This is a genomic window from Sulfitobacter donghicola DSW-25 = KCTC 12864 = JCM 14565 (assembly GCF_000622405.1).
In the GTDB taxonomy this organism is placed as follows: Bacteria; Pseudomonadota; Alphaproteobacteria; order Rhodobacterales; family Rhodobacteraceae; genus Sulfitobacter; species Sulfitobacter donghicola.
Window position 1 is genome coordinate 2,210,176 of sequence record NZ_JASF01000005.1, and the last position, 18,604, is coordinate 2,228,779.

The 18,604-nt window shown below is 57.2% G+C and carries 20 protein-coding genes, 1 pseudogene and 1 riboswitch; of the genes and pseudogenes, 16 read left to right on the plus strand and 5 right to left on the minus strand.

All coding sequences use genetic code 11. The features are described 5' to 3' along the window. The first annotated feature begins 218 nt into the window (after positions 1 to 218). The 11 genes from Z948_RS0112025 to Z948_RS0112075 all read left to right on the plus strand — a co-directional run bounded on the left by Z948_RS0112025 (position 219) and on the right by Z948_RS0112075 (position 10,086). On the plus strand, positions 219 to 794 hold the full coding sequence (locus tag Z948_RS0112025) for an OmpA family protein (RefSeq protein ID WP_025059813.1): 576 nt from the start codon (positions 219 to 221) through the stop codon (positions 792 to 794). A gap of 13 nt (positions 795 to 807) precedes the next feature. Continuing rightward, the gene (locus Z948_RS0112030; RefSeq protein ID WP_025059814.1) at positions 808 to 1,128 is read left to right on the plus strand and encodes a hypothetical protein; all 321 of its coding nucleotides are present in this window, start codon (positions 808 to 810) and stop codon (positions 1,126 to 1,128) included. A gap of 125 nt (positions 1,129 to 1,253) precedes the next feature. Further along, positions 1,254 to 2,288, plus strand: a complete 1,035-nt coding sequence (locus Z948_RS0112035) for a PhoH family protein (RefSeq protein WP_156023543.1) — start codon at positions 1,254 to 1,256, stop codon at positions 2,286 to 2,288. Then, on the plus strand, positions 2,281 to 2,817 hold the full coding sequence (gene ybeY / locus Z948_RS0112040; protein ID WP_156023542.1) for an rRNA maturation RNase YbeY: 537 nt from the start codon (positions 2,281 to 2,283) through the stop codon (positions 2,815 to 2,817). The genes Z948_RS0112035 and ybeY overlap by 8 nt, the downstream gene beginning before the upstream one ends. 30 nt (positions 2,818 to 2,847) lie before the next feature. Next, entirely contained in the window at positions 2,848 to 3,756 is a 909-nt protein-coding gene (locus Z948_RS0112045; protein WP_025059817.1) for a hemolysin family protein, read from the plus strand. Next, complete coding sequence (gene lnt / locus Z948_RS0112050) at positions 3,753 to 5,243, plus strand: apolipoprotein N-acyltransferase (RefSeq protein WP_025059818.1); 1,491 nt, start codon at positions 3,753 to 3,755, stop codon at positions 5,241 to 5,243. The genes Z948_RS0112045 and lnt overlap by 4 nt, the downstream gene beginning before the upstream one ends. A gap of 38 nt (positions 5,244 to 5,281) precedes the next feature. Next, positions 5,282 to 5,330: riboswitch (SAM-SAH riboswitch) on the plus strand. Between the two features lie 5 nt (positions 5,331 to 5,335). Further along, a complete protein-coding gene (gene metK / locus Z948_RS0112055) occupies positions 5,336 to 6,517 on the plus strand; it encodes a methionine adenosyltransferase (protein ID WP_025059819.1) in 1,182 nt (393 codons plus the stop codon). 114 nt (positions 6,518 to 6,631) lie between these two features. Continuing rightward, complete coding sequence (gene trmB / locus Z948_RS0112060; RefSeq protein WP_025059820.1) at positions 6,632 to 7,333, plus strand: tRNA (guanosine(46)-N7)-methyltransferase TrmB; 702 nt, start codon at positions 6,632 to 6,634, stop codon at positions 7,331 to 7,333. Positions 7,334 to 7,458: 125 nt separating this feature from the next. Beyond that, positions 7,459 to 8,805, plus strand: coding sequence for a 3-phosphoshikimate 1-carboxyvinyltransferase (gene aroA / locus Z948_RS0112065; protein WP_025059821.1), 1,347 nt, complete (start codon positions 7,459 to 7,461; stop codon positions 8,803 to 8,805). Positions 8,806 to 8,821: 16 nt separating this feature from the next. Beyond that, on the plus strand, positions 8,822 to 9,439 hold the full coding sequence (gene cmk / locus Z948_RS0112070) for a (d)CMP kinase (protein ID WP_025059822.1): 618 nt from the start codon (positions 8,822 to 8,824) through the stop codon (positions 9,437 to 9,439). Positions 9,440 to 9,531: 92 nt separating this feature from the next. Next, positions 9,532 to 10,086, plus strand: coding sequence for a hypothetical protein (locus Z948_RS0112075; protein WP_025059823.1), 555 nt, complete (start codon positions 9,532 to 9,534; stop codon positions 10,084 to 10,086). A 37-nt stretch (positions 10,087 to 10,123) separates the two neighbouring features. On the opposite strand, the gene Z948_RS0112080 is transcribed toward Z948_RS0112075, so the two are convergent. Both Z948_RS0112080 and Z948_RS0112085 read right to left on the minus strand, forming a co-directional pair. Next, a complete protein-coding gene (locus Z948_RS0112080; protein WP_156023541.1) occupies positions 10,124 to 11,122 on the minus strand; it encodes an alpha/beta hydrolase in 999 nt (332 codons plus the stop codon). A 73-nt stretch (positions 11,123 to 11,195) separates the two neighbouring features. Continuing rightward, positions 11,196 to 11,504, minus strand: a complete 309-nt coding sequence (locus Z948_RS0112085; protein ID WP_025059825.1) for a hypothetical protein — start codon at positions 11,502 to 11,504, stop codon at positions 11,196 to 11,198. Between the two features lie 352 nt (positions 11,505 to 11,856). Between Z948_RS0112085 and rpsA the strand changes: the two are divergent. The 5 genes and pseudogenes from rpsA to trpB form a co-directional block, all read left to right on the plus strand. Next, positions 11,857 to 13,551, plus strand: a pseudogene (gene rpsA, locus Z948_RS0112090) (30S ribosomal protein S1); the annotation flags it as partial. A 272-nt stretch (positions 13,552 to 13,823) separates the two neighbouring features. Continuing rightward, on the plus strand, positions 13,824 to 14,108 hold the full coding sequence (ihfB, locus tag Z948_RS0112095) for an integration host factor subunit beta (protein WP_025059827.1): 285 nt from the start codon (positions 13,824 to 13,826) through the stop codon (positions 14,106 to 14,108). Beyond that, positions 14,108 to 14,458: a lipopolysaccharide assembly protein LapA domain-containing protein gene (locus Z948_RS0112100; protein WP_025059828.1), complete on the plus strand. Its 351-nt coding sequence runs from the start codon at positions 14,108 to 14,110 to the stop codon at positions 14,456 to 14,458. Before ihfB ends, Z948_RS0112100 begins: the two co-directional genes overlap by 1 nt. A gap of 4 nt (positions 14,459 to 14,462) precedes the next feature. Then, positions 14,463 to 15,110 carry a phosphoribosylanthranilate isomerase gene (locus tag Z948_RS0112105; RefSeq protein ID WP_025059829.1) on the plus strand — a complete coding sequence of 216 codons (648 nt, stop codon included), beginning with the start codon at positions 14,463 to 14,465 and terminating at the stop codon, positions 15,108 to 15,110. Positions 15,111 to 15,185: 75 nt separating this feature from the next. Beyond that, positions 15,186 to 16,418 (plus strand): tryptophan synthase subunit beta, encoded by a 1,233-nt coding sequence (gene trpB, locus Z948_RS0112110; RefSeq protein WP_025059830.1) that lies wholly within the window; start codon positions 15,186 to 15,188, stop codon positions 16,416 to 16,418. Between the two features lie 44 nt (positions 16,419 to 16,462). Here trpB and Z948_RS0112115 read toward each other — a convergent pair whose 3' ends face one another. From Z948_RS0112115 to Z948_RS0112125, 3 genes are read right to left on the minus strand one after another with little or no spacing between them, the layout of a single operon-like run. Then, entirely contained in the window at positions 16,463 to 17,038 is a 576-nt protein-coding gene (locus Z948_RS0112115) for a DUF4893 domain-containing protein (protein ID WP_025059831.1), read from the minus strand. After that, entirely contained in the window at positions 17,035 to 17,415 is a 381-nt protein-coding gene (locus tag Z948_RS0112120) for a DUF2237 family protein (protein WP_025059832.1), read from the minus strand. The genes Z948_RS0112115 and Z948_RS0112120 overlap by 4 nt, the downstream gene beginning before the upstream one ends. A 12-nt stretch (positions 17,416 to 17,427) precedes the next feature. Beyond that, positions 17,428 to 18,591 (minus strand): serine hydrolase domain-containing protein, encoded by a 1,164-nt coding sequence (locus Z948_RS0112125; RefSeq protein ID WP_025059833.1) that lies wholly within the window; start codon positions 18,589 to 18,591, stop codon positions 17,428 to 17,430. Positions 18,592 to 18,604 lie beyond the last annotated feature (13 nt).

The window sequence follows — 18,604 nt, forward strand, 5'->3', positions numbered from 1 at the left end:
TCGTCAAGAAGTAGAAATTCAGCGTTCTAGAGTAACCAAATGCTGCTCAATCTTCTAGAAATGGAAAATTATTGCGGTTTTCTGCACTGTTACCACCATATGTGGCACATAGTTCTTTTCACTACCTAAAGTTTTGCCTAACCTAGCGGGGTGTAAGGCTGTTTCTGGCGTTCTGTGCTGCGAACGGGCTTTGGGGGAAATAGAAAAGGAAAAGAGCTGTGGCAAACACACTTTTCAAAACACTGCGGATCGCAGCGGGTGCGGCACTTGTTGCTATGCTTGCTTTGCAAGGCACCGCAGCGGATGCGCAAACGAAAAGCCAGCAAGGCAAAGATAAAGGCCAGTACATTCCAACAATCTGGGTTGATCCGGATGGTTGTGAACACTGGGTTATGGATGACGGTGTCGAAGGATACATGACGCCTCACACAAACCGTCAGGGTATCCCGGTCTGCCGCCGTGGTAACGTCTGCGGCGTGATGCAAAGCGATCAGTTCTTTGCCACAAACAGCGCACGGATTTCGCAGTCTGGTCTCAAGCGTTTGCAGGAGTTTTTCTCCAAAGCGACCGCAACCAGCTATATCATCACAGGTCACACCGACAGCCGCGCATCTGACGCCTACAACATGCGTCTGTCCTTGCGCCGTGCAAATTCGGTCGCCAAGGTTGCAAAAGCAACTGGCGCACGGATCGCGGATGTACGCGGCTATGGCGAACGCCAGCCAGCAGCCTCCAACCGTTCGGCTTCGGGCATGGCAAAGAACCGCCGTGTCGAAATCATCTGTATTCGCTAAAAGGGACAAGCACATGAACATTATCAAAATCACCGCGCTTGTCGGCTTGGCGACCCTCGTGTCCGCCTGCGAAGACTTTCAGGTCACCCAGCAGGGGCCTGATAAATCTGTCGATAGAGGCATTGATAAAAAACACCTGAGCCAGCTTGAGGCCGGCATCTGGGTTGACCCGAACGGCTGCGATCACTGGATCATCGACGATGGTGTCGAAGGGTATTTGTCTGCTCGTTTGGATAAATACGGCAAGCCGGTTTGCTCTGGCGTAGCGCCTCCGACCCAAACTGTTGGCGACTTCAAAAAAGGTTCAACAGGTCTCATCGGGGATCCGGTCTGATCTTGTTGCGACAAACCAATATCAAAGGGGCCGGATGCATTTCGCAACGGCCCCTTTTTGTTTGCCTTCAAGCAAAAAAATCACCCACTCATTGTCACCAGATTTCCGATATCTGAAAGGAACCGATATTGTCTTCATCAGAAACGCTTGCGCCTGAAACGGGACCACCTGGTCCGGTGCTGGAATTCCCTGATAACCGTCTGTTGATTGATTTATGTGGTCCCTACGACCAATACCTAGCAACCATCGAAAAAGCGTTAGAGATCCAGATTGTGCGGCGGGGAAATTTCCTGACGCTTCTGGGGGATGCGCTGGCGACTGAACGCGCAGCCCAAGTGCTGCAAATGTTATACGCGCGGCTCGAAGGGGGCAGGGGCGTTGAACCTGCCGATGTAGACATGGTTCTGCGCATGGGCGATTCCGCCGATGGTACTGGCATTCAGGACGGCGATCAGATCGAAATGCCGATCAATGCAGGCCAAGGCATCGAAATCCAAACCCGCAAAAAACGGGTCGAGCCGCGCACAAAAGCGCAAAAAGCCTATGTGGAAGCCTTGTTCAAAAACGAGATGGCCTTTGGCATCGGCCCTGCTGGTACAGGTAAAACCTATCTCGCGGTGGCTGTTGGCGTGTCGATGTTCCTGTCGGGGAAGGTCGACAAGATCATCCTTAGTCGCCCCGCAGTAGAGGCGGGCGAAAAGCTGGGCTTTTTACCAGGCACGCAGGATGAAAAAGTCGACCCCTATATGCAGCCTCTTTATGATGCGCTGAACGACTTTTTGCCCGGTAAACAACTGGCAAAGCTGCGCGAGGAAAAGACGATTGAGATCGCACCGCTGGCCTTTATGCGCGGGCGCACCCTGTCCAACGCTTTTGTTGTGCTGGACGAGGCGCAGAATGCCACGGCGATGCAGATGAAAATGTTCCTCACCCGTTTGGGCGAGGGATCGCGCATGGTGATTACAGGCGATCGCACGCAAATCGATTTGCCGCGTGGGCAGGCCTCAGGGCTGGCCGATGCGGAACGTTTGCTCAAATCCATCCCGAAAATCAGCTTTAACTACTTCACCTCAAAAGATGTTGTGCGCCACCCGTTGGTCGCAGCAATCATCGAGGCCTATGAGGTCGAAGCCGAACGCGCCTTGCAGCGGGATGACTGAGCCCTTGCAAGATCTTGATATCCTGATCGAGGCAGGCGCATGGGATGCCGCCACCCTAGAGCCTTTGGCCCAACGGGCAATCGCGGCGACATTGACCCACATGCAGGTTGATCCGCAGGCCTGCGAGATGTCTCTGCTGGCCTGTGATGATGCGCGTATTGCCGTTCTCAACGCTGAATTTCGCGACAAGCCAACAGCGACAAATGTCCTCAGCTGGCCTGCGCAGCCGCTTGCGCCCGAGGCGGAAGGGCAGGCGCCACCAGCGCCGCAAACCGGCTTTGACGGGATGATCGAACTGGGGGATATCGCGCTTAGTTTTGACACCTGCAAACGCGAAGCTGCCGAATCAGGCAAGCAGATGGATGACCATTTAACCCATCTAATTGTCCACGGAGTGTTGCATTTGTTAGGCTATGACCACATTTCTGATGGCGATGCAGCGCTTATGGAGGGTCTCGAAGTCGAAATTCTTGGTAATTTGGAAATAGATGACCCATATAATAGCGATACGACGAACACAGGTGCCTAGTATGGGCACAGCTTCCAAAGACAGGACCCAATGGGCGACACTGACGGACCTTCTATCGCTGCGCAGAGCGCGCAGGATAACACCCCACCCCTAGATACGCTCCCACAGGGCGCGACCGACACGACCAAAAGCGGCTTTTTCAGCCGCGTGATTGGCGCGTTGAGCCCCTCTGACGTGGAAGAGAGCGCCCAGCCAGCACCCCATGCTGCGGATCGCAGCGCAACCGGCATGGGCAACCTGCGCCGGATGCGCGTTGATGACGTGATGATCCCCAAGGCGGATATCGTCGCGGTAAGCCAGACTTGCACGATGGACGAGCTGGTCGCGGTTTTCAAAGAAAGCGGGCTCACGCGATTGCCTGTTTTTGACGGCACGCTGGATACCCCCATCGGGATGGCCCACCTCAAAGACCTCGCATTGCGCTTTGGGTTTAACGGCAAGCCAAAGAACTTTGATCTGTCCGAAATGATCCGCCCTCTGGTCTATGTGCCACCCTCCATGACCATCGGCGTTCTGCTAACCAAAATGCAGGCCGAACGCCGTCACATGGCGCTGGTCATTGATGAATACGGTGGCGTTGACGGTCTGGTCACCATCGAGGATCTGATCGAACAGGTGATCGGCCAGATCGAAGACGAACACGACGTCGATGAAGGCATCTACTGGTCCGAAGAAAAGCCAGGCCAGTATCTGGCATTGGCCAAGACCCCGCTGTCCGATTTCGAAGAAGAAGTAGGCCGCTCGCTGACCGAACACGAAGACGTGGACGAAGAAGACATCGACACGCTCGGCGGTCTTGTCTTTATGTTGTCGGGCCGCGTGCCTGCACGGGGTGAAGTTGTCGTGCATCCCGATGGCCCCGAGTTTGAAGTGATGGACGCCGATCCGCGCCGCATCAAACGTCTGAGGGTGCGTATGAACGGCTCTCCTGCCGGATGATCAAGCGGCTCAAGTGGCTGGCCCTGCCTGTAGTGGCAGGGATGATCACCTCTTTGGGGCAAGCGCCGATTAACCTGCCTGTGTTGATGGTGCTGGGCCTAGCCGCGATCATTTGGGTGACCGACAAACGCCAGCCATCTGCACGCCAAGCGGCTGCTATCGGCTGGGCATATGGGTTTGGCTATTTCCTGATCTCGCTGCATTGGATTGTCTCGCCGTTTCTTGTCGACGTGGCGAAACATGGTTGGATGGCGCCCTTTGCGCTGATCCTCATGGGCGCTGGGGGCGGGCTGTTTTGGATGCTTGCGTTTTGGGGCGCGCGGCGGCTGGGGCCTCAGGCTTCTTGGCTAATCTTGACCTTACCCTTGGCGGAACTCTTGCGCGCTTATATCTTTACGGGGTTTCCATGGGCGACTTTTTCCCAAGGGGTGCTAGATGTCTTATGGGGGCAATCGCTTGCGGTGTTTGGCCCCCATGGGGTGAATGTCATGCTGGTTGTGTTGGCAGCAGCCATCGCACAGCTGACATCCCGAAACCGGATTACCGGCACCTTGTTGGTCGTTGGGATGGCGATGCCTCTCATTGTTGCGGTTCCACAACGCGCGCCAAAGCTAACCGATCATGTGGTTCGGCTGGTACAGCCCAACGCCCCACAGCATGAAAAATGGGATCCCCTGATGATCCCGATTTTTTATGACCGCCAGCTTGCCTTTACCAGCGCCCCTGCGACCGAAGGTATGACTGCCCCCGATCTGATCCTATGGCCTGAAACGGCGATCCCATGGTCGCTGAACCATAGCGAAGCCATTCTGGAAGAGATCAGCGCAGCCGCTGGCGGTACACCCGTTGCCCTTGGCGTGCAGCGCCGCGAAGAGAGGCGTTTTTACAATGCGTTGGTCACCCTTGGCCCAAAGGGGCAGGTGACCCAGACCTATGACAAACACCACCTTGTGCCGTTCGGTGAATATATGCCTTTGGGCGATTTCGCGGCGCGTTTCGGGTTTTACGGCCTCGCCCCTCAACATGGCGCGGGGTTCAGCCGTGGAGACGGGGCGCAGCTGTTGGATATGGGCGCGCTGGGCCGCGCCTTGCCGCTGATTTGTTATGAGGCGGTCTTTGCCCATGATGTGAATGCCGCGCCTGACAGGCCCAACTTTATCCTCCACGCCACTAATGACGCATGGTTTGGCACCTACGCTGGCCCGCAACAGCATCTGGCCCAAGCCAGAATGCGCGCCATTGAACAAGGGCTACCCGTCGCGCGCGCCGCCAATACAGGCATATCGGCGATGATCGGCCCGCGGGGGCAGGTGCTCAAAAGCCTTGGATTGAACGAGGCAGGCTATATCGACGCCTTCCTGCCAGAGCCGCGCCAACCAACCCTTTACAGCCGCACAGGCGACCTGCCACTGGCCCTGATCATGGTTCTGATCCTGCTGGCAAGGGTGTTGCGCGTTGCGGCCACTCAGCGCACGCTATTTGAATAACGATTGACCCGCCGACTGCTGCGGCTTACTGCGAGGCATACGCACTACAACGGCTTCCTGACGTGGTGCTTGATTTATATTGGAGCACGAACATGTCCCGCAAATCCTATGTCTTTACCTCCGAGTCCGTTTCCGAGGGCCACCCAGACAAAGTCTGTGACCGCATCAGCGATGCCGTTCTGGATGCCTTCCTGTCGGAAGAACCCGAAGCACGCGTTGCTGCGGAAACCTTTGCCACAACCAACCGCGTTGTCATCGGTGGCGAGGTCGGCCTGTCTGATCGCAGCAAACTGCACGAATATATGGGCAGCATCGAACAGATCGCCCGCGACTGTATCAAAGACATCGGCTACGAGCAGGATAAATTCCACCACGAGACTGTCGAAGTCACCAACCTGCTGCACGAACAATCCGCCCATATCGCGCAGGGCGTGGATTCTGCGACGGATAAAGACGAAGGCGCTGGTGATCAGGGGATCATGTTTGGCTATGCCACCGATGAAACCGACATGCTGATGCCTGCGCCGATCCACTATTCCCACGCGATCCTGCGCCGCTTGGCCGAGGTGCGCAAAGACGGCACCGAACCCACCCTGCGCCCCGATGCAAAATCCCAGCTTTCCGTGCGCTATGAAAACGGCAAACCCGTTGGCGTCAGCTCTATCGTGCTTAGCACCCAGCACGCGCACGAAAGCCAAACCAGCAGCGATATCCGCGACATTGTTGAGCCCTACATCCGCGAAGTCCTGCCTGAGGGCTGGATCACAGCAGATACCGAATGGTGGGTGAACCCGACAGGCACCTTTGTGATCGGCGGCCCGGACGGGGACGCAGGTCTGACAGGGCGCAAGATCATCGTTGATACCTACGGCGGAGCAGCTCCGCACGGGGGCGGCGCGTTCTCGGGCAAAGACCCGACAAAGGTTGACCGCTCTGCCGCCTATGTGGCGCGCTATCTGGCGAAAAATGTTGTGGCGGCGGGCATGGCCGCGCGCTGCACGATCCAGCTTAGCTATGCGATCGGGGTCAGCAAACCACTGTCGATCTATTGCGATACCTTTGGCACGGGCGATGTGGACCCCGAAGCGATTGAAAAGGCGATTGGTCAGGTGATCGACCTCACACCGCGCGGCATTCGCAACCATTTGCAACTGAACCGCCCGATCTATCAGCGCACCGCGGCCTATGGCCACTTTGGCCGCACCCCCGATGCGGATGGCGGCTTTAGCTGGGAGCGCACCGATCTGGTGGATGCGCTGAAAGCGGCCGTTTAACCGCACGCTTACATCGTTTTATGCCTTACAGGGCGGCTTGTTTTGCACAGGCCGCCCTTTGATCTTGCCACCCACCCATTGCAGCGCGACGCCATCCCAGATACATGCGCGGGCATGAGCACACCTGTAAAACCCCGCCGTAACTTCTATGGCCGCCTCAAGGGCCACAACCTCAAGCAGTCTCAAAAGGACTATCTTGATCAAGACCTCGAGGCCCTGTCGCCCGGTGCCGTGGATTGGGATGCCAACCCCCAGCGTGAAATGCTGGACACAGACGCGATGTTTGACGGCAAACCGATCTGGCTAGAGGTCGGATTTGGCGGCGGTGAACATATGGTCCATCAGGCCTCTAACAACCCCGACACAGGCATCATCGGCTGTGAGCCCTACATCAACGGCGTGGCCATGCTGCTGGGTAAAATCCGCCGCGAAGGGGTGACCAACGTCAAAGTTCACCCAGGGGATGCGCGCGACATCTTTGATATCCTGCCCGAGCAGAGCATCTCAAAGGCATTTCTGCTTTATCCTGATCCGTGGCCCAAAACCCGCCACCACCGCCGCCGCTTTGTCACCGAAGAACACCTTGTCCCGCTGCACCGCGTGTTGAAAAAGGGCGCGATCTTTCGCGTGGCGACAGATATCGAAGACTACGTGCGCCAGACTCTGGAAGAGGTCCCGCGTTACGGGTTTGAATGGCTGGCCGAGCGTCCAGACGATTGGCAAAAGCCGTGGGATGACTGGTATTCAACCCGTTATGAGCAAAAAGCCCTGCGCGAGGGCCGCGTGCCGCATTATCTAACTTTCCGTCGGGTGTAACGGCAGCTTTGCAATTCGGGGTTATCGCCCCGCCACAACCAGCTTATTGCTGATAAAAACTTCGGGGCGCTAGACGGTGCAGGGACGCTGGGCTAGAACCCTTTTAGCAAAATGAGGGCGCTAACATGTCGAGCCACGGTGATCCAATTCCAATGACGTCTTCGGCCTGCGGGCCGCTAAGCGGAACCGCAAATGTACCGGGTGACAAATCGATCTCGCATCGTTCCTTGATCTTGGGGGCGATGTGTGTGGGCGAAACCACGATCACGGGCCTTCTTGAAGGGCAGGATGTGCTGGACACCGCCAAAGCGATGCGCGCCTTTGGCGCCGAGGTCACCGACCATGGTGGCGGCAGCTGGTCTGTGCGCGGTGTCGGGGTGGGCGGTTTTGCCGAACCTGACAATGTGATTGATTGCGGCAACTCGGGCACGGGCGTGCGCCTGATCATGGGCGCAATGGCGACCCAGCCGATCACGGCAACCTTCTCTGGTGACGCCAGCCTCAATGGTCGCCCGATGGCGCGGGTCACTGATCCGCTGGCGCTGTTTGGAACGCAGGCCGTTGGCCGCGCAGGGGGCCGTTTGCCGATGACATTGGTTGGCGCGCGCGAACCTGTTCCGGTCCGTTATGTGGTGCCTGTGCCCTCTGCGCAGGTGAAATCCGCTGTTCTGCTGGCGGGCCTAAACGCCCCCGGTCAGACCGTGGTGATTGAACAAGAAGCCACGCGCGACCACACCGAACGCATGCTAGAAGGCTTTGGCGCCGAAATCTCGACGCGCGAAACCGACGAGGGCCGCGAAATCACCCTCACAGGCCAGCCAGAGCTGAACGCCCAGCACATCGAAGTGCCGCGCGACCCCAGTTCGGCCGCGTTTCCCGTCTGTGCTGCCCTTGTTGTGCCGGGTTCAGACGTTTTGGTCCCCGGTATCGGGTTGAACCCGACCCGCGCAGGGTTGTTTACCACGCTGCGCGAAATGGGCGCTGACCTGACTTATGAAAACGAACGTACCGAAGGCGGCGAGCCCGTCGCCGACCTGCGCGCGCGTTTCTCGCCAGATATGCAAGGCATCGAAGTGCCGCCAGAGCGCGCCGCCAGCATGATCGATGAATACCCCGTCCTCAGCGTTGTTGCCGCCTATGCCAAAGGCCAAACCGTCATGCGCGGCGTGCGCGAGCTGCGCGTCAAAGAAAGCGACCGTATCGACGCGATGGCCAAAGGCCTGCGCGCCAATGGCATCACCGTTGACGAGGGCGAAGATTGGTGGACTGTCACAGGCGCAGGCCACGGCAATGTGGCTGGCGGCGCAATTTGCGCCAGTGAGCTGGACCACCGCATCGCCATGTCCTTTCTGATCCTCGGCATGGCCTCTAATGCGCCCGTTCGCGTGGATGATGGCGGCCCAATCGCCACATCCTTCCCGATCTTTGAGCCGCTGATGACCGAACTCGGCGCATCTGTGGCACGCGACTAATCGGGAAAGGGCGGTCATGAGCGAGGGTTTCACAGTTGCCATTGACGGGCCAGCCGCCGCTGGCAAAGGCACCGTGTCCAAAGCGGTCGCTGCCCATTTCGGTTTTGCCCATCTCGATACGGGGCTGCTCTATCGCGCGGTTGGGGCCAAGGTTCTGACAGGGGTTGATGCAATCGACGCCGCCCTTGCCCTGATGCCCGAAGACCTAGAAGACGACAGCCTGCGCACGCCAGAGGTCGCGCAGGCCGCAAGCAAAGCCGCCGTAATCCCGCAGGTGCGCGCCGCCTTGCTGGACTTCCAACGCAGCTTTGCCGCGCGCGCAGGCGGAGCCGTGCTGGACGGTCGTGATATCGGCACCGTGATTTGCCCAGAAGCGCATGTGAAACTCTTCGTCACCGCCAGCGCCGAAGTCCGCGCCCAGCGGCGATATGCCGAACTGGCGGGCAGGGGGATCTCCGACAGCTTTGAACAGGTCTTGGCCGATGTAAAAGCCCGCGATACCCGTGATATGGAACGCGCCGAAGCGCCACTGCGCCCCGCCGATGATGCAACCATCATCGACACTTCGCGATTGACGATCGAACAGGCCGTTGCCGCCGCCGTCGCTGCAATTGCCGCTGTACAAGCCAGCTAACAGGCCACGCCTGTCACAGTGTTTCACCAAAGGGTGAATCGCCTTTTCATTCGGTTTTGCTAAGCTCCCCCTACCTTATGGGAGATTTCGCCATGCTACGTTTGATACCAGCCCTTGTTTTTATCCTGATAGCGGCTGTTCTATCCGCGCAGCAAACCGAACCCGAAACACCCGAGGTCCAACAAGAGATCGAAGGCCCCATGACCATGGAGCGCCTCGCGACCATCGTGACCGCGCTAGACCCCGAGGTGACGGCCCAAGGGCCCACATTGCAATTCCACATCGATAACCTCCCCGTGATGATCGTTGCCGACCCCGTCGCAGATCGCATGCGGGCCTTGGTGCCAATCGCCAGCGCCGAAGGTCTCAGCGAAAAGGAAATGCTGCGGATGATGCAGGCAAATTTTGATGCCGCCCTTGATGCGCGATACGCCATTGCAAACGGTCGCTTGTGGGGGGTGTTCATCCACCCTTTGTCACCCCTAAAGAAGGATCAGCTGATCTCGGGGTTGGTGCAAACAGTGACCGTGGCGCGCACCTATGGCACCGCGTTTACAGGGGGCGGTGCGATCTTTGGGGGCGGGGACACAGGCGAAATCTATCGCAACCTGCTGGAAGATCTGCGTAAAAAGGGCGAGGCGCTCTAATCGGGCGCTGCTATCGGAAAAGGCGTTAAAAGCAGCCCTATTTTTGCTCGGTAAGGTTTTGTTCAATCGCCTGAAGATAGCCGATCATTTGCGGGGATCGAAAGGCTGTCATGTGGTTGCTAGACCAAAGATCGGTTGCAAAATCAGCCGAGACAACCGTCGCCTCAGTGCCCTCTAAATCAGCTGCGGTTTTCACCGCGCCAAGACGGGCCTTGCTGCCGTTTAAGACGCCAGAGAGGCTCAGAAGTTTATCATTTTCCGCTGCAATCACGACAAAAGGCTGAGGCAGGCCGCCCATGTCTTTGCTAGCCTGCGCAAAGACATCCACATCAATATCGGGCGAAATCAGTGCAACACCTGTGAGCTTGGACCACTGCCGCCCATTACTGCGGATAGAACGCTGGCGCAGCGTCTCCATAACCAACTGGCTCCCCATTGAATGGGCCACAAGTGTAAACGCGTCCAAGCTCGAAGTTTGCAGCGTATCCAGTAGGGTTTCCAAGGGGGTGCGAGACGCTAAAACCGATTCATGATCGTGCAGGTAGGCATACCCGCGCCCGGATGAGGGCCAACTAAACAGGATCGGGACTTCGGGACGTTGGTAATCATGTATCAGCTGCGTTTTCAGGTATAGCGCTTCGGCGAAGGTGCTGTTGAACCCGTGCACATAAACGATCGCCTTGCGCTGCTCTTGCGGGTTTTGTGCAATGCGGGTTTCTAGCAGCCCCTCAAAAGCGGATAGGCTGGTTGTCGTCTGGGCGCGGATGATGCCGAACTCTGACTTTGGATTTGCGTTCTTCTTTGGGTATTCCACCACGCCCAGCTCATGTTTTGGGGGAACGGAAACAGTGGCCTGCCCATAAGACGCAGTCTGGCTGCGGCCTTCGCTAAACATCCGCGCGCTTGTGGATCTGTTTGTCGCAAAGAGCACGTCATGCTGCACAGCGCCTTCAACAGGGGGCACAACGACGATCTGGTCGCGTGCACCGCACCCCGCAACCGCAAAAGCAGCCACTGCTAATATGATTAACCTCACAGGCCACCCATCTGTTTGTTTTGTGCTGCGCGGTGGGCGTGCGACCTGTCGCAGCCCACCACGGGGTTAGACCTTAGCTCTTGCGTTGCCCCTTTGGCCCGTTGGCCTTGAGAGCCTGATCAACATCGGCGGTTGTCAGCTGGGGGTTGTCGCCCTTAAGGCAACCGGCGATCTTTTGGGCGTCCGGGCGCGCAGGGCGTTCGCCTTTGGTTGGCGCCGGCATGCATGTTTTTAGCGCGGCCTCGGAAACATTCAGCTGCGCGGCCATCTTTCCCAAATCAGGGCGTGGTGGCCGCTGCTTTTGCTCGGCTGTTGCTGCCATAGGGGCCAGCAAGGCAAGGGCGGTAACGATTGCGATTCGTTGTGTGGTTGTTTTGGTCATACTCGTATCCTTTTTGGTCCTGCAGCTGGGCAAGACGGGCGTGATACGGCGGCAGGGAAATCTTCCGTCGAAATTTTTCCCGCTGTTTCGCGGGGCTTTGCCTGCGTTTCCAAGAAACGACAAGGCGCCGCCAGAACACTTGTGTCACAGGCAAAAATCGCCTATATGCGCGCTTGTCTAAGGGGCGGATACAGCCTCGGACGCAAATTCACAGGCAGGGTCGGTTTGTTCCGGCCCTCTTTCGTTTGCGTTCCGAAATCTGGATTGGCGTGAATTTCGCGCCTCTCGGCCCTGACGACCAACTGAAACCCAAAGACCGGCGGAGACAACCGCACGGCCAGAAACACATTTAAAGGATACTATACGCTACATGGCGAATATGATGGACGAGTTTGAAGCACTCTTGAACGAAAGCTTCGAAATGGACACCCCCGAAGAGGGTTCTGTTGTTAAAGGTAAGGTTATCGCGATCGAAGCGGGCCAAGCCATCATCGACGTAGGCTACAAAATGGAAGGCCGCGTTGAGCTAAAAGAATTTGCCGATCCTGGCGAAGCTCCCAAAATTGCTGTCGGCGACGAAGTCGAAGTGTTCCTGCGTCAGGTAGAGAACTCCAAAGGCGAAGCCGTTATCTCCCGTGAGATGGCACGCCGTGAAGAAGCATGGGATCGTCTGGAAAAAGCCTATGCCGCAGAAGAGCGCGTTGAAGGCGCAATCTTTGGCCGCGTTAAAGGTGGCTTTACTGTTGATCTGGGCGGCGCTGTTGCGTTCTTGCCAGGGTCTCAGGTTGATGTGCGCCCCGTGCGCGATGCAGGCCCATTGATGGGTCTCAAGCAGCCATTCCAGGTTCTGAAAATGGACCGTCGCCGTGGTAACATCGTTGTATCGCGTCGTGCGATCCTCGAAGAATCCCGTGCCGAACAGCGTGCCGAAGTGATCGGCAACCTGACCGAAGGTCAGACTGTTGACGGTGTGGTCAAGAACATCACCGAATACGGTGCGTTTGTTGACCTTGGCGGCGTTGACGGCTTGCTGCACGTCACAGACATGGCATGGCGCCGTGTGAACCACCCATCCGAGATCCTGACAATTGGCGAGACCATCAAGGTTCAAGTCATCAAGATCAACAAAGATACACACCGTATCTCCTTGGGCATGAAGCAGTTGCAAGAAGATCCATGGGATCTGGTTGCTGCGAAATACCCACTGGAATCCTCGCACACTGGCCGCGTGACCAACATCACCGATTACGGCGCCTTTGTTGAGCTGGAGCCAGGTGTTGAAGGTCTGGTTCACGTTTCCGAAATGTCTTGGACAAAGAAAAACGTGCACCCAGGCAAAATCGTTTCCACTTCGCAAGAAGTCGAAGTTATGGTTCTGGAAATCGACGGTTCCAAGCGCCGCGTGTCTCTTGGTCTCAAGCAGACTCAGCGCAACCCATGGGAAGTGTTCGCTGAAACACACCCAGAAGGTACCGAAGTTGAAGGCGAAGTTAAGAACATCACCGAATTCGGTCTGTTCGTTGGCTTGCCAGGTGACATCGACGGTATGGTTCACCTCTCCGACCTGTCATGGGATCAACGTGGCGAAGAAGCCATTCAGGACTACCGCAAGGGCGACATGGTCGGCGCGGTTGTATCTGAAGTCGACGTTGAGAAAGAGCGTATCTCGCTCTCCATCAAAGGTGTTGGCGGCGACAAATTCGCCGAAGCAGTTGGCGGCGTTAAGCGCGGCTCTGTTGTAACTGTTGAAGTTACCTCCATCGAAGATGGCGGCATCGAAGTGGAATATGAAGGCATGAAAGCCTTTATCCGCCGCTCCGACCTGTCCCGTGACCGTGCCGAGCAGCGCCCAGAGCGCTTCTCTGTTGGCGACAAAGTTGATGTTCGCATCACAAACGTCGACACAAAAGCACACCGTCTGGGCGTCTCGATCAAAGCGCGTGAAATCGCTGAAGAGAAAGAAGCCGTGGAACAGTATGGTTCCTCTGACTCCGGTGCGTCCCTTGGTGATATCCTTGGCGCCGCTCTGAAAACAGGCGACGAATAAACATTCAAACCTAAAGGTTTGTAGTTAAATCAAGGGGCTCCATGCATTTTGCATGGGGCCCTTTTTTGCGAATCGGTTTAGCCTATTTTTAGAGCCTGAGTTTTTAGGTGTATAATTTCGCCCACTCACTACCCTTGGTAGTATGAGTTTTCAAAAATGGACAAAAATATACCCTAAATCGTGACAATTCATCGCTCCTTACTTTTAGTGAAGCCCGAATTTTCCTATAGTAAACGTATAGCGACGCAAAAATGCGCAAGGGGAGAAAACGAATGATCCGGTCAGAATTGATCCAGAAGATTGCCGACGACAATCCACATTTGTACCAGCGGGACGTAGAACGGATCGTTAATACCATATTTGACGAGATAACCGGCGCCATGGCCAAAGGCGACCGTGTTGAGCTGCGCGGCTTTGGCGCCTTCTCGGTTAAGCAACGTGATGCACGTGTCGGGCGAAATCCCCGTACAGGTGAGACTGTTCATGTCGAAGAGAAACATGTACCCTTTTTCAAGACGGGGAAATTGCTCCGTGATCGGTTAAACGGGAAAAGTTAATGCGCTACGTTCGCTATCTATGTATCGCCATCTTTGCGGTGGCTTTGGTATCTGTTGCTTTGGCAAACCGCGATGTGGTTTCCTTGCAGGTTCTTCCGACGGAAGTGTCGGGTTTGTTTGCGATGAACCCCTCCATCCAACTGCCACTGTTCATTGTGATTCTAGGTAGCATCCTTATGGGCCTGCTGGTCGGGTTTGTCTGGGAATGGATCCGCGAATTTGGCGAACGCGCCGAAGCCGCCAAACAGGCCCGCGAAATGCGCCGCCTCAAGCGCGAGCTTGAAAAGCTGAAAGCGGAAAAGCACGAAGGCAAAGACGAAGTCATCGCGCTGCTGGATGAAGCCAGCTAAGCTGATGCCTGCGGACACCGCTGTTAAGATTTGCGGATTACGCAAAAGTTCCGACATAGACGCGGCCGCCCTTGCGGGCGCGCGCTATGTCGGATTTGTATTTTTTCCAAAATCACCCCGCCATCTGGAAATCCCTGCGGCCGCAGCCCTGTCTGTTGCGGCACCTATCGGGCTTTGCAAGGTCGCGTTGACCGTGAATGCGGATAACGCCTTTCTCGATACGCTGGTGGATGCCGTGCCTTTGGACATGTTGCAGCTCCACGGCTCGGAAAGCCCCGAACGCGTTTCCGAGGTGAAGGCACGCTATGGCCTGCCCGTGATGAAAGCCGTCGGCGTGGCCGAGCGCAGCGATCTCGCCCAGATCGACCTCTATTCAGGTGTTGCCGATCAAATCTTGGTCGACACCAAGAAACCAAAAGGCAGCGACCTTCCAGGTGGCAACGGGCTCACCTTTGATTGGGGGCTGCTGTCGCGCCGTGTCTGGCGCTGTCCGTGGATGCTGGCAGGGGGGCTGACCCCCGAAAACGTGGGCACTGCGATCAAAACCACAGGCGCGCGCCAGATTGATCTCTCCTCAGGGGTCGAAACCAGCCCCGGCGTCAAAGATCCGGCCCTGATCCGCGCATTTATTCAGGCAGCACAGGCCGCATAACACGCAGCTTCTTTACCATTGCGCACAAGGTCGATACTGCTGTGAATAACACAGTTTCTAAAAGGCACAGACGCAATGGCAGACGATCTTTTCAACAGCTTCATGAACGGTCCCGATGAGAATGGCCGTTTTGGCGATTTTGGCGGGCGGTTTGTGTCTGAAACCCTGATGCCTCTCATCCTCGATCTGCAGGCCGAGTATGACAAAGCGAAAACAGACGAGACTTTCTGGGCCGAGATGGACGACCTGTGGGAGCACTATGTTGGTCGCCCCAGCCCGCTCTATCACGCCGAACGCATGACCGAAGAGCTAGGCGGCGCGAAAATCTACATGAAGCGGGACGAGCTGAACCACACAGGCGCGCATAAAATCAACAACGTGCTGGGGCAGATCATCCTTGCCCGCCGTATGGGTAAAAAACGCATCATCGCCGAAACAGGCGCTGGCCAGCACGGCGTGGCGACGGCGACGGTTTGCGCGAAATTCGGCCTGAAATGCGTGGTCTATATGGGCGCCCATGATGTGGAACGTCAGGCACCAAACGTCTTCCGCATGCGCCTGCTCGGCGCTGAAATCGTGCCCGTGACCTCTGGCCGTGGCACGCTGAAGGACGCGATGAACGACGCGCTGCGTGACTGGGTCACAAACGTGCGCGACACATTCTATTGCATCGGTACCGTGGCTGGCCCACACCCGTATCCTGCCATGGTTCGGGATTTCCAAGCGATCATCGGCAAAGAGGTCCGCACCCAGATGGAAACCGCCGAAGGGCGTCTGCCCGACACGCTGGTCGCCGCCATCGGTGGTGGCTCCAACGCCATGGGCCTGTTCTTTCCCTTCCTTGACGATAAATCCGTGAACATCGTCGGGGTTGAGGCCGGCGGCAAAGGCGTCAACGAAAAGATGGAGCATTGCGCCTCCCTCACAGGCGGTCGCCCGGGCGTGCTGCACGGCAACCGCACCTATCTGCTGCAAGATGACGATGGTCAGATCCTCGAAGGCTTCTCGATCTCGGCTGGCCTCGACTACCCCGGTATCGGCCCCGAGCACGCATGGCTGCACGACATCGGTCGCGCGCAATATGTTTCGATCACCGATGTCGAAGCCTTGGCCGCCTTCCAGAAATGTTGCCAGCTCGAGGGGATCATCCCCGCGCTGGAACCGTCCCACGCGCTGGCCCATGTGATGAAGATCGCACCGACCCTGCCAAAAGATCACATCATCTGCATGAACATGTGTGGTCGCGGCGACAAAGACATCTTTACCGTGGCCCGCGCACTGGGCTTCGAGATGGGCGAATTCGCCTGATCAAAAAAGGGTAGGGGCCCACGCCCCTGCCTATGCGCTGGCCCCTATCGCGTCAGCTCTAGGATATCGAAATCGCTTTCGTTGATCGGCGCGGGGAACATCAGCCGCGCGCGGGTCGGCGAAACGCGCTCAAACACCGCAACATCGGGTGTCAGGGTCTCGGTCCCTTCAAAATCGGTGGCTAGGTCTGCGTAATCCTGCGGCGTTTCCGAGGAATGGTACCCAACCCCCAGATAAACGGCACGGCCTCCGCGCAGCGTGATCCGCCCCTTGGTCCGTTGCGACCCCGATAGCTTTTCAAACGATACGCCTGTGTTGTCCAATGCCATGCGGCATTTGAAATTGGTATAGACCGCCAGCTGCTCTGCACCGCCCAACCTGATCGTGCGGCACCGCCATTCGCCTTGCAGGGAGGGGTCAAAGGCCACTTGCGCCTTGCCTGACAACGCCGTGCCAAGGGCCGCCACATCAGCAGGCGCGCCCCCAGCCATGGCCTCTAACAATGCCGCTCCTGCTGTGCGCTCGTATCGGTCAAGCCGCGCCTGTTCTTGCGGCCTGATGTCTTGTGCATAGGCTGTGCTGGCCATGAGAACAAAGGCGGCAAAACTTGCGATCCTCATTCCGCACGATCCACCGCATGGGCCTGTAAAACCGCCAAAGGCACCACATCCAAGGCACGGATATGCGTGGCTGCCAGATGAACCTTGGGGCCACAGCCCTCATCCGCCGCTTGGAGGAACCGCCCCGCACAAAGGCACCACGGATCACCCGGTTTCAGGCCTGCAAAACCATAGGCAGGGTTCGGCGTGGACAGGTCATTGCCCACATATTTCGAATAGGCCAAAAATTCGGCCGTCATGATGGCGCACACCGTGTGGCTGCCCTCATCTGCGGCGCCGGTGTTGCAATGCCCATCGCGAAAGAACCCCGTCACAGGGTCGCTGCCGCATAGGGCCAGCGTGCCACCCTCAACGTTTATACTGTCATCTGGCTGCATGAAGACGGCTCCTTACAGGTTGTTCGCGATCTCGCGGAAAATGGCGATGTTCTGATCCGCTACGCCGTCCTCGCGAAACTTGCGGTCTGCGGCGTTTGTGGCAATCACCACCCCACGCGGGCGGTTCACATAGACATATTGCCCATAGATGCCACGGGCCAAAAACTCACCCTCTGGCGCGCCCTGCGGGATCCACCACTGGTAGCCATACCCGATCGCGCCGTCCGCTGTAGGGGCGGAGGGGACGGTCGATTCCATCACCCACTGCTCAGGTACAATCTGCACACCATTATAGTTGCCCATCTGCAAAAACGTCTGCCCCATGCGCGCATAGTCACGGGTGATCAGGTTCAGCCCACCCAGCACAAATGCGGTGCCATAACCATCGGTCAGGTAATAGGGCGATTGCTCAACCCCCATCGGGGCAATGATCTTTTCGCTCAGCAATTCGGCGATTGGGCGGCCTGTCGCCCCGCGCACCACCATCGACAGCACATGGGTATCGATGGAGACATACTTCCACTCGGCCCCCGCTGTCGTAAAGGTCTCTTGCAGCTCGGCGGCAAAGCCATCCATGCTTTTGCCCAAGGCCAGCACACGGCCCATACGGTTGATATCAGACTTCGGATCAAGATAGTCCTCGTCAAAGGTCACCCCGCTGGACATGTTCAACACGTTGCGGATGCTCGCCCCGTCATAGGCACCACCCTTCAGCGCCTCGGCGTATTTCACGACAGGATCGTCGATCGAGGCGATTGCGCCCTCGGCCACCAGAACCCCAAACAGGGCGGACAGATAGCTTTTGGCGACCGACCATGAAATGCGGCGGTCATCTGGGTTTGTCCCTTTGTAATAGCTCTCATGCACGATGGCCCCGTCTTTCAGAACCACCAGCGCGGTCACGCTGCGCGCATCAATCCACGGATCAACACTATCGGGCAGATCAGCGTCATCCCCATAAGGCAGCTCGGCCGTCGGCCCATTGCCCCGCGATACTGGCGTGTTCAAAAACGCAGCATCCATGTTGGAGAAATTGTGAACAATCTTCTCTGGCGAAAAAAGCGAATTAACCGCCAGCAAACGCGTGATCTGCTCGCGCTGCCATAGGCCCACGACAACAGCGGCCAGCACAAAGACAATCAGAATACGAAGAACCCATTTACCGATTTTACGCATGTTCCCACCTTTC

Bases quoted from the DNA above. Each gene is read 5' to 3' on its own strand.
- Z948_RS0112030 (WP_025059814.1), top strand. From the start codon at position 808: ATGAACATTATCAAAATCACCGCGCTTGTCGGCTTGGCGACCCTCGTG.
- ybeY (WP_156023542.1), top strand. From the start codon at position 2,281: ATGACTGAGCCCTTGCAAGATCTTGATATCCTGATCGAGGCAGGCGCA.
- Z948_RS0112045 (WP_025059817.1), top strand. From the start codon at position 2,848: ATGGGCGACACTGACGGACCTTCTATCGCTGCGCAGAGCGCGCAGGAT.
- lnt (WP_025059818.1), top strand. From the start codon at position 3,753: ATGATCAAGCGGCTCAAGTGGCTGGCCCTGCCTGTAGTGGCAGGGATG.
- metK (WP_025059819.1), top strand. From the start codon at position 5,336: ATGTCCCGCAAATCCTATGTCTTTACCTCCGAGTCCGTTTCCGAGGGC.
- trmB (WP_025059820.1), top strand. From the start codon at position 6,632: ATGAGCACACCTGTAAAACCCCGCCGTAACTTCTATGGCCGCCTCAAG.
- aroA (WP_025059821.1), top strand. From the start codon at position 7,459: ATGTCGAGCCACGGTGATCCAATTCCAATGACGTCTTCGGCCTGCGGG.
- cmk (WP_025059822.1), top strand. From the start codon at position 8,822: ATGAGCGAGGGTTTCACAGTTGCCATTGACGGGCCAGCCGCCGCTGGC.
- Z948_RS0112075 (WP_025059823.1), top strand. From the start codon at position 9,532: ATGCTACGTTTGATACCAGCCCTTGTTTTTATCCTGATAGCGGCTGTT.
- Z948_RS0112085 (WP_025059825.1), bottom strand. From the start codon at position 11,504: ATGACCAAAACAACCACACAACGAATCGCAATCGTTACCGCCCTTGCC.
- ihfB (WP_025059827.1), top strand. From the start codon at position 13,824: ATGATCCGGTCAGAATTGATCCAGAAGATTGCCGACGACAATCCACAT.
- Z948_RS0112100 (WP_025059828.1), top strand. From the start codon at position 14,108: ATGCGCTACGTTCGCTATCTATGTATCGCCATCTTTGCGGTGGCTTTG.
- Z948_RS0112105 (WP_025059829.1), top strand. From the start codon at position 14,463: ATGCCTGCGGACACCGCTGTTAAGATTTGCGGATTACGCAAAAGTTCC.
- trpB (WP_025059830.1), top strand. From the start codon at position 15,186: ATGGCAGACGATCTTTTCAACAGCTTCATGAACGGTCCCGATGAGAAT.
- Z948_RS0112115 (WP_025059831.1), bottom strand. From the start codon at position 17,038: ATGAGGATCGCAAGTTTTGCCGCCTTTGTTCTCATGGCCAGCACAGCC.
- Z948_RS0112120 (WP_025059832.1), bottom strand. From the start codon at position 17,415: ATGCAGCCAGATGACAGTATAAACGTTGAGGGTGGCACGCTGGCCCTA.
- Z948_RS0112125 (WP_025059833.1), bottom strand. From the start codon at position 18,591: ATGCGTAAAATCGGTAAATGGGTTCTTCGTATTCTGATTGTCTTTGTG.